Genomic DNA, 13,853 nt, shown 5'->3' with positions numbered 1-13,853 from the left:
TTTATAAGATTGTGAATCACAATAATGTAGACTATAGAAAATATTTCTCAATAATAAAATGAAGAGAAAAGCATGAAGAAGTAGAATGCATTCATTTATAATAGACTTAAATTAATTAATATAATTAATTGTTAATTTTGTTATATTAATTGGATAGGAGAGAATGTTATGGCAAATGTACTCGTAATAAATTTCCCTGGGGAAGGTCATATTAATCCGACTTTAGCTATTGTAAGTGAGTTAATTCAGCGAGGGGAAACAGTTGTTTCTTATTGTATTGAAGATTATAGAAAGAAGGTTGAAGCAACAGGTGCGGAATTCCGAGTGTTTGAGAATTTTCTCTCTCAAATTAATATTATGGAACGAGTAAATGAAGGTGGGAGCCCTTTGACGATGCTATCTCATATGATTGAAGCATCAGAGCGTATTGTTACTCAAATTGTAGAAGAAACAAAAGAGGAAAAATATGATTATTTAATATATGATAATCATTTTCCAGTAGGACGTATTATAGCGAATATTTTACAATTACCAAGCGTTTCATCCTGTACAACGTTTGCTGTTAATCAGTACATTAATTTTCATGATGGGCAAGAATCGAGACAAGTAGATGAAATGGATCCATTATATCAATCTTGTTTAGCGGGAATGGAAAGATGGAATAAGCAGTATGGAATGAAATGTAATAGTATGTATGATATTATGAACCATCCTGGTGATATTACGATTGTATATACTTCAAAAAAATATCAGCCACGTTCAGAGGTATTTGATGAATCGTATAAATTTGTAGGTCCATCAATTGCTACTCGAAAAGAAGTGGGGAGTTTTCCTACCGAAGATTTAAAAAATAAAAAAGTGATTTTCATTTCTATGGGAACAGTTTTTAATGAACAACCTGCTTTGTATGAAAAATGTTTTGAAGCGTTTAAAGATGTAGATGCGACAGTCGTATTAGTCGTTGGCAAGAAGATAAATATAAGTCAATTTGAAAATATCCCGAAAAACTTTAAATTGTATAATTATGTCCCGCAATTAGAAGTTTTACAGCATGCTGATGTATTCGTGACACATGGTGGTATGAATAGTTCGAGTGAAGCGTTATATTACGGTGTTCCATTAGTTGTAATTCCGGTAACAGGAGATCAGCCATTCGTTGCAAAACGATTGACTGAAGTAGGGGCAGGCATAACACTTAATCGTAACGAGTTAACTTCTGAATTGTTACGTGAGACTGTAAAGAAAGTAATGGATGATGTGACGTTTAAGGAAAATAGTCGTAAAGTGGGAGAGTCGCTTAGAAATGCTGGTGGATATCAAAGGGCAGTTGAGGAAATATTCAAATTAAAAATGAAGCCGTACGTAAAGATTAAATAGATGTTAAAAACACACTTACTTTTAATTTGTAAGTGTGTTTTTAGTATTACGCGTTACATGTATTACATAAAAATAGCGATAAAGGTGAAACTTTTCTGTATATAAATCGATACCTTTGAATTAGTAGTAAAATTACGTTAAAATAATACTAAGAAAATATATAAGTTTTGGGGGTAATGAATGAAGAAAGTATTTGAATACGTATTATTAACAATTGGCTCAATTATAGTAGCAGGTTCATTAGAGCTTATTTTAGCACCTAATGGATTAGTAGATGGCGGGGTAACGGCTATTGCTATTATGGCAAATAAAGTCGCAGGATTGCCGCTTTATGGTGTGTTCTTAGGAATTAATATCCCAATTTTATTATTTACTGCAAAAGTAATGGGAAAGAAGTTTTTTATCCGTACATCTTATGCGAATGTAGTTACAACACTCGGATTAATTTATTTAAAACCATTTCCAGCAATTACGACTTCTGAGTTATTAATTGTACTTTATGGTGGAGTACTGTTTGGAATTGGTGTTGGGATTGTTGTTAAAATGGGTGGAGCAATTGACGGTTCGGAAATGTTGGCAGTTTGGATGAATAAACACTTTAATGTACCGATTAGTACATTTTTACTTGCAGTAAATGCAGTTATTTTCATTTTTGTTGCCATTTTATTTTCAATCGAACAAGCGATGTTCTCGTTAGCAATTTTCTATATTGTTACGAAGATGATTGATTTTATACTAGATGGTATTAATCAAGGTAAGAGCGTTATGATTATTTCTGGTAAGAATAAAGAAATAGGCGATTTACTTATGAAAGAATTGCAACTATCTGTTACGTATCTACATGGAGAAGGTGGTTTTTTAGGGGAGCATAAGAGAATCATTTATTGCATTACAAACCGATTCATTTATCCGAAAATGAAAGATCTCGTTCTCTCTGTAGATCCAACGGCTATAATTGAAGCTTCCTATTCAACAGAAACGACTGGTGTGAAACGTCCGGGAAGGAAAGCTAGGTCAGGTGAATAACTAGAAGAAGGCTGTCCAAAAAGTTATTTTGGAACAGCCTTCTTTTTTATTTTGTTGAATTGTTAACATGTTACAAGTTAAACCCACTGTTAACAAGTTTCCTTGCAACTAGGAAACCAAGCATCTTTCAATAATATAGCCAACGTTTCAATTTTATTTTCCGGAATACTACCAAAGCCGAGTAATACGTATGATTCCTTACGTAAATCATTCACGAAATCATATGGAGAAAGTGGGTATAATTTAACGCTTTGTTTTTTAGCGGATTCAATCAGTTCATTTTCATTCATACTGTTATTTACACATAAAACAATATGAAGTCCGGACTGTTCGCCAAGAATTTGAACATTAGCCCCCATTTCTTTCATAATGGATTTTACTAATGCATGATGTTTTCTTTTATAAAGTGTACGACTTCGATTAAGGTGACGTTCCCAATTCCCATTTTGTATAAAGTTAGCAAAAGCAAGTTGTTGTATTGTAGCGACTGTTTGTTTGAAAATTCCATGCAGTTCTTGGTATATCTTTAAAAGGTGTGGTGGTAAAACAACATATCCCATTCGTAAAGAAGGTAAAAAAGATTTTGAGAAAGTTCCCATATAAATAACGCGTTCATTTGAATCAAGACTTTGTAAAGAAGGAATCGGCTTACCAGCGTAGCGAAACTCTCCGTCATAGTCATCTTCAATAATGTATCCATTGCAATCATTAGCCCACTTTAACAATTCTAATCTTCTAGATAAAGGCATAATAATCCCGAGTGGAAATTGGTGTGATGGTGTAACGTATGCGACATTGGAATTTGTATTGTATAAACTAGAAATATCAATCCCTTTTTCATCCAATGGTATGGGATGAATTTGTCTATCACAGCTTTTAATAATTGCGTGTATACGGTGAAATCCAGGGTTTTCAATGCCGTATTCTTTTGTAGGGCCAAGCAGTTGAAGCAGTAGCCAGAGAAGTGGCTGTGTTCCGGCGCCGATCACAATTTGATCAGGTGAAGAATGTACACCGCGAGAATGATATAAATATGTTGATATATGCTCTCGAAGAGCGAATTCACCTTGAGGATCTTCTTTGGCAAATAGTGCATTTTCGTATGTAAGTATGGATTCTTGTAATGCTCGTTTCCAATTTGTAATCGGAAATGCATTTTGATCAATAAGCCCTTGGCTACAATCATATTCAAATTTTTCTTCTATCAAATTGTTCGTCTTCTTTGCTGCATTTCGTTTTTTATTTGGGATAATGTCAATATCGAAATTTGCTACAAAAATACCACGTTTCGGTTTACTTTCTGCATAACCTTCAGCTAATAACTGTTGATAAGCTGATTCAACAGTAATGCGGCTAATATTAAGTTGTGATGCTAAATTTCTGTGTGAGGGTAGACGTGTGCCAACAGAAATAGTCCCTTGTATAATTTCAGCTTTTATATATTCGTAAATTTGCAAGTAAATAGGTGTGTTACTTTGTAATTGCAATGGGATAGTAAAATCCATATAAAACTCTCCTTTAAAACTGGCCTTATAAAAAACACTTAAACTGCCACTTAAGTAAAGGGCAGTTGCTTTCTATAATAATGATATAACATTTAGAAAATTATTTAAATAGTTAAGGGAGAGTTAAAAATGAATGTTAAAGAAGTAGTAACAGAAGAGCAATTACATGAAGTATTACCTGTTTTACAGCAATTAAGAACGAAACTTTCAAAAGAGGAAACAAGCTCTTTATTTCGAAATATGAAAGAAGAAAATTATAAACTATTTTCGCTGCGTAATGAGGATGATGAAGTTGTTAGCCTTGCAGGTGTAGCAATTTGTACGAACTTTTATAATAAGAAACACGTTTTCGTATATGACCTTGTAACAGCAGAAGCACATCGTTCAAAAAGACATGGGAAAGTATTACTTTCGTATATAGAGAACTGGGGAAAGGAAAACGAATGTGAGTCTATCGTCCTCACGTCAGCATTTTCAAGAATTGATGCTCATCGTTTTTATGAAAGAGAAGGGTATGATAAGGTGAGTTATTCTTTTCATAAAGAATTATAAAAAATAAGAAGAAGTTGTCCCGCAAAAGTTGGGAACAGCTTCTTCTTATTTTTTAAGTTATTATTAAACCGTAAATAGGTTGTAAGTTATGGTATATGTATTTGAAAAGGTTATATAGTGTATTTTGTCGAATTGTTTTAATTTAATAAAGAGAATGATTGGAGCGCTTATACTTGAAAAAAATAAAGAAACTATCAATCCCTAATGATGCTAGAGTTATCGTCATATCTGATATTCATGGAGAATTAAATCTTTTAAAAGAAGCACTACATAAAGTTAACTTTAAAGATGAAGATTATTTAATTATTAATGGAGATCTTTGCGAGAAAGGACGAGATAGCGTAGGCGTAGTAAACTACGTTATGAATCTTGTAAAGAACAATTCAAAGGTTCACGTTGTTGAAGGGAATTGTGAAGTTTTAGTTGAGGCTCTTCTAAATGAAAATCCTGATTTTATTAATTATTTATGTATGAGAAAGCACTCGATTTTTAATGAATGGCTAGAGCAATTAGGTTTTTCAGTTCATGAGGGCACTTCAATTCGTGAAGTGAAAGAAGCATTGTTAAGTGAATTTTCACAAGAACTATATTGGCTAACAGACTTGCCAACAGCGATTGAAACAGAAGATTATATTTTTGTGCATGCCGGTCTAGAAGATAGAGTAGATTGGAAAGAAACAGAGCGCAAAAATGCGATAGCAATGCCACAGTTTTTTAATAAATCACATAAAGCAAATAAGTATGTAATAGTTGGTCATTGGCCTGTCGTGAACTATTCTGAAGAAGCACCGTCTAACAATCCAGTTATTGATAAGGAGAAAAAAATTATTGCAATTGATGGAGGAAATGCAATTAAAGAAGCAGGGCAATTAAACGTATTTATTATTCAGAGGAAACAAACGGGCGATACGTTTTCTTATACATATGTAGACTATTTTCCGGAGTATGAAGTAATAGCGGATTTTAATGCGAATTCAGAAATGCAGGGCGGAGTGACATATCCGTATTATTACATAGAGCCTATCGAGAAGATGCAAGATTACACCGTATGTAAACAAAAGGAAACGAATAATTTACTCACTGTAAAAAATGAATATATGAAACAACTTGAGTCAGGTGAATATACAGTGAAAACCGATATTTCTTGTGCGCAAATAAGCGTTAGGAAGGGAGATATCGTTTCTCTCATTGATGATAGCTGTTCAGGATATGATTTAATTAAAAAAGATGGTGTAGAGGGTTGGATAGGGAAAGGGATTTTAGTTGAGATAGAAAAAGTGAAAAATAAAACATTAAGCTGAAATAGGAGGGATATAACCTCCTATTTTTTTAAAGGAGTAGATTGCTTGCTGTCTTTAATAAGTAAATAAATCGTACTCGGCAGAATGATAAGCGTCATTCCTAAAAGAATTGCTAGTATAGCATAACCTCTATAGGGAGCAGAAACGATAAAAGGAAGTATCGCTAAAAAAATACCTGCTATCATCATTGAAATACTACTAATATTTGAAGCTCTTTTTTCAAGGTGCTTATCATTCCATTCTAATGAAACGGTTGATTTAGTCGTATCAATTTTGGAACTGAAATAACCTATTAATATAAATAAAAGCCCTAATGCTAAAAATATGAAATGATCAAGAGGAAGTGAAAAGCCAAGAGCAATGAGGGCGATGACAATATCGACAAAAAATAAGAATAGTAACATTGTGTTGCCGATCCAATGGAGAAATTTCTGGTTATTCGCTACTTTAGATAAAGCTAAAAATACAAAGAATAAGAAGGAACATATAATTATATTTACGATTACAAAAGTGCTTTTATCCATTGTTGATGTAGGCGTTCCATTGAAGTCCCATTTCGTAACAATATTTGATGGTAAGAAGAAATATAGAATAATATTTGTCGTAATAATAGTGAGAAATAAAGCAATACTAAATCGATTATTCACTAAATCACCAGCTTTCTAAATCAATAATTGGTATCTAATAACAAAATTATACAATATAATAAATGATATTAGTTTTGATTTTTCTGAAAAAATATTATAATTATATATGAAATAAAGAGGAATGCAGGAGGGAATTATGCAAAACGTTATATTAAAGGGGAAGAAAGTTACAATTCGTACAATAGAAGAATCAGATATAAAAACATTATGGAATATCGTATTTAAAGAAGAAAGCCCAGAATGGAAGAAATGGGATGCGCCATATTTCCCGTTCTCAATGCAAGAATACTCTTCCTATAAAGAGAAGGTGCAAACTCGTTTGCAAGAAGAACCACTGTCAAATTTAATTATAGAAAATAACGGTCAAATTATAGGGACGGTCGGATTTTATTGGGAGCATAAACCGACGCGTTGGCTGGAGATGGGAATTGTTATTTATAATCCAACTTACTGGAATGGTGGATACGGTACAGAAGCGTTAACGTTATATCGAGATTTATTATTTGAAAAGATGGAAATTGGTAGAGTAGGGCTCACGACTTGGTCTGGTAATGAACGAATGATGAAAGTAGCGGAGAAAATAGGAATGAGCTTAGAAGGTAGAATGCGAAAGTGTCGTTATTATAACGGAACATACTATGATTCTATTCGAATGGGCATGATTCGTGAAGAATGGGAAGCGCTATGTGTAACGAAGGGGTGAGAAAGATTGTACGCTATTATTGCTACATTTGATCGTGTGTTTACTCATAAAATTACAGAACTGCAAAATGAATTAACAAATGTAATTGGAACAAATCAATTAGCTGGAGTAGAACCTCATATAACGATTGCGGATTATAATGAGTTAGATGTTCATTTGTATACGGAGAAACTAGGGGAGTTTGTAGCCATTCAAGGAAATATAGACGCAGTAACTTTTCCTTCTGTTGGAATTTTTCCTACTAATGGAACGGTCTTTCTAGCGCCGACCGTTACCGATGAATTGTTAAAACTTCATTATTCTTATCATGATTATTTTAAAACTTTTCATGACAACCCAAATTCATATTACGTACCGGGAAAATGGGTTCCGCATTGTACAATTGCAAATAGATTACATACAAAGCAGTTTTTAAGTGTAATGGAATATATTTATGGAAAGTTTAATTTTGCAACAGCTTCAATTGAGAAATTAAAATTAATTAAGGTGAATTATGAAAATGGTTTTGCCGTTTCTTCTAGTATATTAGCAGAATATAATTTAAAGAGAATGGAGACATCGAGATGACATATATAATTAGAGAAATGAAGCAAGAAGACATTCACGCTGTACAATCAGTAGCAAAAATAGCTTGGCATGATACATATGAAGGCATTATTCCGAGAGAAATTCAAGATAGTTTTTTAGACGAGGCATATTCTGATGAAAAAATGAAATATCGTCTTAAAAATACGCATTTATTCGTTGCGGAAGAAGAGGGTGAAGTAATAGGGTTTGCGAACTTTTCACCTGTTAGACTACAAAACGAAGCGGAATTAGGTGCGATTTATTTGTTACCAGATCAGCAAGGAAAAGGGATCGGAAGTGCTTTATTACAAAAAGGAATTAAAGCATTAAATGGGATACGGAAATTGTACATACATGTAGAAGCAGCAAATGAAAAAGGAAAACGCTTTTATGAAGCGAAAGGTTTTGCTGAATTAGAGCAATTTGAAGAAGACTTTGAAGGACATATGATGCAGACAGTAAGGATGGTTTTATACGTATAAGGAGAACTAGTAATGAAAATTTTTGATTTTAGTGAAAAAGTAGGAAAGCACCTATCAGTATTTCAATCTAATTTCATCATGTCGAAAATATTAAACCATCGAGGAAATATACATATCGGTGCTATGCATTTACACGAGAATGGAATCATCGGTAATCATGAAGCAGTTGTATCTCAACTGCTTCTTATTGTGGACGGGACAGGATATGTATGTGGAGTAAATAAAGAAAAGATAAAGATAGAGGCGGGACAAGCTGTGTTTTGGGAAAAGGGAGAGCTCCATGAAACAAGTACAGAACACGGATTAACGGCAATTGTTATGGAAGCGGAGAATCTTGAACAAGCGATAGTAATGCCTATTATTCAAGGGGAGTTGTGAAAAATGATAATTAAGGCGAATCAAGAAGATACCAATGAAATATTAAAATATGCGGCTCAATCGCTTTTTGAAGGGACGAGAGGCAATTGTCAATTAAGTACCAAGAAAGCAATTGAGATTACAAAGCCGATTGTAGAAAAAGGAGCATACTATTTAATTATTAAAGAAGAAAATAAAGTAATGGGATGGATATTAATAGGGGAAAATACAGACTATTTTTCTCGTGAAAAACTTGGATTTATATATGAATTGTACGTTTTCCCAGAATATCGCGGGAGAGGATTATCGCGAGAACTGATGGAAGCTGGTATTAAGGAATTAAAGGAGAAGTATTTAGAAATTCGGTTGAATGTATTTGCTGGGAATTTTGCAAAAGAGATGTACGAAGAGTTTGGGTTTGTTGAAAGGCAGGTAATTATGACTTTGAAGTGAGTATTATATTCTGAATGGGAGAAAACAATGATTTAGTGGCTACTTTATCGCTGGAATTTAAAGTGAATAAGTCCTTATAAATATATAAAATAGATGGTTTGCCTTTATTTTATAGTAGATTTATAGAGTGTGCTTAAAAAACAAATAAATTAGTATTATACAATATATCGTTATTATAGTAAAAGAGAAATTTTGGAAAAATATCATTTTTTTGTTTAGAAATTTTTAAATTATTGATATAATCAATTTGTAGAATTGATTATTGGTTAATTTTACTATTTTTAAATTTTAAGGGGGATTTAATAATGGCAGGACAAATTCGTATGTCACCAGAGGAGCTTAAATCGAAAGCGACTCGATATGGACAAGGTGCAAATCAAATTGAGGACATTTTACGTCAACTACAAAACTTACAAAATGAATTAAGAGGAGAATGGGAAGGTCGTGCTTTCGAAGGTTTTGACCAACAGTTCAATCAATTAAAACCAAAAGTACAAAACTTCGCACAGCTATTACAAGAAATTAATATGCAGCTTAATAAAACTGCAGAAGCTGTTGCTAGACATGACGAAGATCTTTCTCGTAATTTCGGTCTACAATAAGACAGATAAAAAGAAATATATAATTTAGCCATGCAACCATACGTTGTATGGCTAAATTACTTTAAAACTAGAGTAAGATACGAAGTCTTTCATTAGATAGACTCGCAGTCGCAGGAGTGATAAGTAGTGAAAAAGTTCAAATGGAGCATCTTGTTGTTTATTATTTTAGCTCTTGTACTATCGACAGGGGTCTCCTATTTAGCATTAAATCAAAATGTTAAGAAAGCTAATGAGAATACTACACCAAAAATGACAGTTGCGTTGGTAAATGAAGATCAGGGAACTGTATTTGAGGGCAATAAAATAGCGTTTGGAGATCAATTTGTTAAAAATGTAAATAAAAATACGAAACAAGAATGGTACGTAGTTAGTCGCGGGGTAGCGGAAAATGGATTGAAAAATAATAATTACAATATGATGATTGTTATTCCAAATGATTTTTCTAGGAAGGCAGTTGCGATTGATTCAGAGATTCCAGAGAAATTAACGTTAAACTACAAAGTAAATGCAACTGGGAATAAGGATTTGAAAGCTGAGGCAGAAAATACAGCTTCTGTTATTTTAGAAGATTTCAATAAGCAAATAATCGACGTTTATTTTGCGAGTATTATCGGTAAGCTACAAGGTGCACAAGATAATATAGGTAAAATAATTGAAAAAGGAAACGTTCAAACAACTATGTATAAAAAAGATATACATAGTCCGTTAGCAAATTACACAAACCAATTTAAAACAGTACAGGATTATACAGGTGTTTCTGTTAATAGTTTCAAAGGATTTCAGGATGTTTTAAAAGGTTTCGGTCAAGCGTTAGATGAAGGGAATAAATCTAACAGTACGTATTTAGATGGTTTTAATAACTTTCAAAAAATGCAAACTGATAACAATTTGTTAGCGAATAATTTCACAAATCAATTCAATCAATATATGAATGATATGAATACAGGCGATGCTTTAAAGCAATTAAGTGCATTGGAATCCGCTAATAAAATTATTTCAAATCAATTTACGTTTTCAGAGAAAGAACCGAATATTTTAACTGATGCTGCAGCGATTCAAAAATATTTAGCAGATGTAAAAAAACAAGTATCTGAATATGATACAGAACTTGCAGGAAAGTTAGAAAGTGATATTCAAGAGACGGTAATTAAGAAGTTAAAGCAATCTATGTCGAATGATGGAAAGCAAGAAATCTTCATAAATACATTAATGAAACAACCAGATGCTCGAATAAAGAAACAAATCGAGAATTTAATTGCGAAATTACCTAGTTTAAACATGGAAGAAATCGGTCAAAGTGATTTGCCAGATACAACGAAATTACAACTGCAAAATGTAATTCAATTTACAAAAAAATATAATAAAGAAAATAATTTTTATTATGATCCTGTAAATAAAATATCTTTAGGAAACGCAATTAAAGAAGTAAAGGATAGACTTTATACAGAGGGAATTACATTTAGTGATACTGCTAAAGTAATTAAAATGGAATCTCCGCAAATTTTGAAGATAAAGATTCCAGAAGAATTTAAACTAGATGGGAGTACAGGATTCTTACATATTGATGATGTGGATCGTACAAGTGATTTTCTTCAAAGCGAAGCAGGAGAAATTACAATAGCTCCTCGTAATGAAGGGGATATAAAGATTGATCTGCATGTGAAGTTAAAAGATCCAAACATCAATATAGATGTTTTCTCTCCTGTAATGTGGCAGTGGGAATTGAGCGGGACTCATAAAAAAGAAACTAGTCCTGAAAAAGAAAAACCTAACAAAGAAGATAAAGGAACACAAACGGAAAATAGCAAAGTGGAAAATGTGGTTCATAAATCACAGTATGGCATAATGCCGTTAGTACACAATGCTAAAACGCCTATTATTCAAAAAACAGAACAGAGTAATAATGGTGACAGTGTCAAGCCTGATGCAGGAGGAAAACCTGATACGGGAGGAAATCCAGACACAGGAGGAAACCCTGATACAGGAGGAAAACCTGATACAGGAGGAAAACCTGATACGGGAGGAAACCCTGATACAGGAGGAAAACCTGATACGGGAGGAAACCCTGATACAGGAGGAAAACCTGATACAGGAGGAAATCCAGACACAGGAGGGAAACCTGATACAGGAGGAAATCCAGACACAGGAGGGAAACCTGATACAGGAGGAAATCCAGACACAGGAGGGAAACCTGATACAGGAGGAAATCCAGACACGGGAGGAAACCCTGATACAGGAGAGAAACCTGATACAGGAGAAAAACCTGATACAGGAGAGAAGCCAGACACTGGGACAGATAACGGTAGCAATTCAAAAATTATTGAAAGTACAACGAATCAAGTTATACATCAAAAAACAGAAAAAATAACAGATATTACTTCCAGTGTATTAATAAAAGAAGCAGTAGATACAGTCGAAAGTTATCAAGGTTTAATGAGCCTTTACGAAATGTATTATGGGATTGATTTAAGAACGAAAGATGTAGGTCCTAAGTTAGAAGAGGGAAGTTTAGATGCAATTGCGACGGATCAGTCTTTGTACTACGTATTAAATAAACAAAGTTTAATTGATTTAATTTCAAATCTTGTTTCATCAAGTATTACTACAGAAATAAAGCAAGATATGTCAGGTTTAAAACAAAAAATAAACTCTTATCAACAATCTATTACTAGTGCGGATCAAAATTCTATGCTACTAGCGGAGAAATTAAATGGAACGACGCAACAAGCAACTAGTATGAATGAAAATTTAGGAGAGTATGTAAAAGGTTTAGCGAAATGGCGTGAGAATAGCTTAAAGCTAGTTGAAGAGCAGCAAGTATTAACAACAAATCATGCTGGTGAGCAAACAGCTATTTTATCGTTAGATTCTGGTATTAAATCATTAATGATGCAAAGTCAGTCATTGGTCGAAAGTTCGAAGCATAGTTTAGCAACTTCAGACGATGTATATAAAACATTTGATCAAATCAATGGACAAGCAAAAGAAATTCAAGACAGCGGAACGACAATTGTTTCAAAAGCTGATTTATTACTAAACGACTTTACGAAGAAAATGGAAGATGATAAATCATTCTCCAAAAACTTTACGAAAATTTTAGCGAATAGTCGTATTGGAGATCGTCAAAATGAAATGCTATATGACTTTTTAGCTAGTCCAGTTCAAAAGCAAAATGATGGAGTAATTGTAGCAGGTAATGCTTTTACACCATACTTAATTGTATTAACTTGTTTCATTGTTGCATTATTTACAGCATACGCAATTGCGAATCAAGAAAAGAAACGAATGCAATCAGATCATTTTGAAGAGAAATTCTCATTAATTGATATGAATGTACCAACTACAGTAGTAGCTTTCGGTATATCAATTGTGGAAGGGATTAGTATAGGTATCATTTCTGGGCGTCTTTTAAAGTTCGGTCAGGATCAAAGTTTACTATGGATTGCGTTCATCACATTTATTATGATGGCGTTTGTATTGGTCTCAACCTACTTATTACGACAAATAAAAATGGTAGGGATGTTTATACTATTAGTATTTTTAAGCATGTACCTATTTTTAACTGAGGCAGTTGGAAGTAAAGTAGATCAAATGTCCTCTGTCGGAAAGATACGTCAATTCTCACCGCTTCAGTATATAGAAAGTTTTCTAAATGATTTTATTAGTGGTAAAGATACTGGGAAAGTTATTTTTGTCGTATTGTTTGTAATTGCCATTATTGGATTGGTTAGTAATCTATTTGTATGGCATAAGAAATGGGAGGAAAAAGAAGTAAATGATCAAACAATGGAGCATAGTGGCTAAGTTATCATTTCTCTCTATCCTTTTACTGTTTGTCGCGCTACCGATAAGGAGCGCGGCTGACAGTTATCTTGGTGATGATGGGAAGATTAAGTTTAAAGTGGATCGACTTGAAGAAAGCGACCAAGAAAAAAATAAAAAGGAACATAAGGAAACAGAATTAGATAAAGCATCGATTGAGTTATTTAACAAAGATATAGAAGAAGAAATTGAGAAAAAGAAAAAGAAAGAACAAAAAGATATGGAAGCTTTGCGAGATTCTCTTTTTATAAAACAAAAAGAGAATAATAGTGTTAAAGATACGAAAAATAGTTTGTTTAGCAGTGAATACATTGTCAGAAAAAGTGCAGATGAAGTAGCAAGTAATGAAACAATGAATGAAGAGCCAATTAGTATAACAATAATATTATTATTTGGCGGTGGCATTCTACTTATTTGCATCGGTATTTATACGGTTCTTCGTAAAAGTTGGAGGTAAAG

The 13,853-nt window shown here is 33.1% G+C and carries 14 protein-coding genes; 12 read left to right on the top strand and 2 right to left on the bottom strand.

The genetic code is table 11. From position 1 onward, the window contains the following. The first annotated feature begins 168 nt into the window (after positions 1 to 168). Together ACUN13_RS14030 and ACUN13_RS14025 are read left to right on the top strand one after the other, a co-directional pair. Entirely contained in the window at positions 169 to 1,377 is a 1,209-nt protein-coding gene (locus ACUN13_RS14030) for a macrolide family glycosyltransferase (protein ID WP_025688747.1), read from the top strand. Between the two features lie 180 nt (positions 1,378 to 1,557). Next, on the top strand, positions 1,558 to 2,403 hold the full coding sequence (locus tag ACUN13_RS14025) for a YitT family protein (RefSeq protein ID WP_000755126.1): 846 nt from the start codon (positions 1,558 to 1,560) through the stop codon (positions 2,401 to 2,403). Between the two features lie 89 nt (positions 2,404 to 2,492). On the opposite strand, the gene pdxR is transcribed toward ACUN13_RS14025, so the two are convergent. Next, positions 2,493 to 3,908: a MocR-like pyridoxine biosynthesis transcription factor PdxR gene (gene pdxR / locus ACUN13_RS14020; protein ID WP_000348028.1), complete on the bottom strand. Its 1,416-nt coding sequence runs from the start codon at positions 3,906 to 3,908 to the stop codon at positions 2,493 to 2,495. Positions 3,909 to 4,037: 129 nt separating this feature from the next. Between pdxR and ACUN13_RS14015 the strand changes: the two genes are divergently transcribed. Both ACUN13_RS14015 and ACUN13_RS14010 read left to right on the top strand, forming a co-directional pair. Continuing rightward, positions 4,038 to 4,460, top strand: coding sequence for a GNAT family N-acetyltransferase (locus ACUN13_RS14015; RefSeq protein ID WP_001101116.1), 423 nt, complete (start codon positions 4,038 to 4,040; stop codon positions 4,458 to 4,460). 173 nt (positions 4,461 to 4,633) lie between these two features. Next, a complete protein-coding gene (locus ACUN13_RS14010; protein WP_025688743.1) occupies positions 4,634 to 5,761 on the top strand; it encodes a metallophosphoesterase in 1,128 nt (375 codons plus the stop codon). Between the two features lie 20 nt (positions 5,762 to 5,781). On the opposite strand, the gene ACUN13_RS14005 is transcribed toward ACUN13_RS14010, so the two are convergent. Then, positions 5,782 to 6,408 (bottom strand): DUF1648 domain-containing protein, encoded by a 627-nt coding sequence (locus ACUN13_RS14005; RefSeq protein WP_088345897.1) that lies wholly within the window; start codon positions 6,406 to 6,408, stop codon positions 5,782 to 5,784. A 136-nt stretch (positions 6,409 to 6,544) separates the two neighbouring features. Here ACUN13_RS14005 and ACUN13_RS14000 point away from each other — a divergent pair, with 136 nt between their 5' ends. The 8 genes from ACUN13_RS14000 to essA all read left to right on the top strand — a co-directional run bounded on the left by ACUN13_RS14000 (position 6,545) and on the right by essA (position 13,851). Further along, on the top strand, positions 6,545 to 7,111 hold the full coding sequence (locus ACUN13_RS14000) for a GNAT family N-acetyltransferase (protein WP_001181784.1): 567 nt from the start codon (positions 6,545 to 6,547) through the stop codon (positions 7,109 to 7,111). 6 nt (positions 7,112 to 7,117) lie between these two features. Continuing rightward, the gene (locus ACUN13_RS13995; protein WP_025689883.1) at positions 7,118 to 7,678 is read left to right on the top strand and encodes a 2'-5' RNA ligase family protein; all 561 of its coding nucleotides are present in this window, start codon (positions 7,118 to 7,120) and stop codon (positions 7,676 to 7,678) included. Beyond that, positions 7,675 to 8,160: a GNAT family N-acetyltransferase gene (locus ACUN13_RS13990; RefSeq protein ID WP_000221048.1), complete on the top strand. Its 486-nt coding sequence runs from the start codon at positions 7,675 to 7,677 to the stop codon at positions 8,158 to 8,160. Before ACUN13_RS13995 ends, ACUN13_RS13990 begins: the two co-directional genes overlap by 4 nt. A 12-nt stretch (positions 8,161 to 8,172) precedes the next feature. Next, entirely contained in the window at positions 8,173 to 8,538 is a 366-nt protein-coding gene (locus tag ACUN13_RS13985; protein WP_000688074.1) for a cupin, read from the top strand. A gap of 3 nt (positions 8,539 to 8,541) precedes the next feature. After that, positions 8,542 to 8,970 (top strand): GNAT family N-acetyltransferase, encoded by a 429-nt coding sequence (locus ACUN13_RS13980; RefSeq protein ID WP_025689880.1) that lies wholly within the window; start codon positions 8,542 to 8,544, stop codon positions 8,968 to 8,970. A gap of 305 nt (positions 8,971 to 9,275) precedes the next feature. Next, the gene (locus ACUN13_RS13975; RefSeq protein ID WP_000918601.1) at positions 9,276 to 9,572 is read left to right on the top strand and encodes a WXG100 family type VII secretion target; all 297 of its coding nucleotides are present in this window, start codon (positions 9,276 to 9,278) and stop codon (positions 9,570 to 9,572) included. Positions 9,573 to 9,698: 126 nt separating this feature from the next. After that, the gene (gene esaA, locus ACUN13_RS13970; protein WP_445423850.1) at positions 9,699 to 13,376 is read left to right on the top strand and encodes a type VII secretion protein EsaA; all 3,678 of its coding nucleotides are present in this window, start codon (positions 9,699 to 9,701) and stop codon (positions 13,374 to 13,376) included. Next, positions 13,348 to 13,851, top strand: a complete 504-nt coding sequence (essA, locus tag ACUN13_RS13965; protein ID WP_000595653.1) for a type VII secretion protein EssA — start codon at positions 13,348 to 13,350, stop codon at positions 13,849 to 13,851. Before esaA ends, essA begins: the two co-directional genes overlap by 29 nt. Positions 13,852 to 13,853: the final 2 nt, after the last annotated feature.

The sequence above is a fragment of the Bacillus cereus group sp. Bce041 genome, assembly GCF_052646455.1.
Note: the sequence above shows the minus strand (reverse complement) of the source record. Positions and strands in the feature narration are given on the sequence as shown.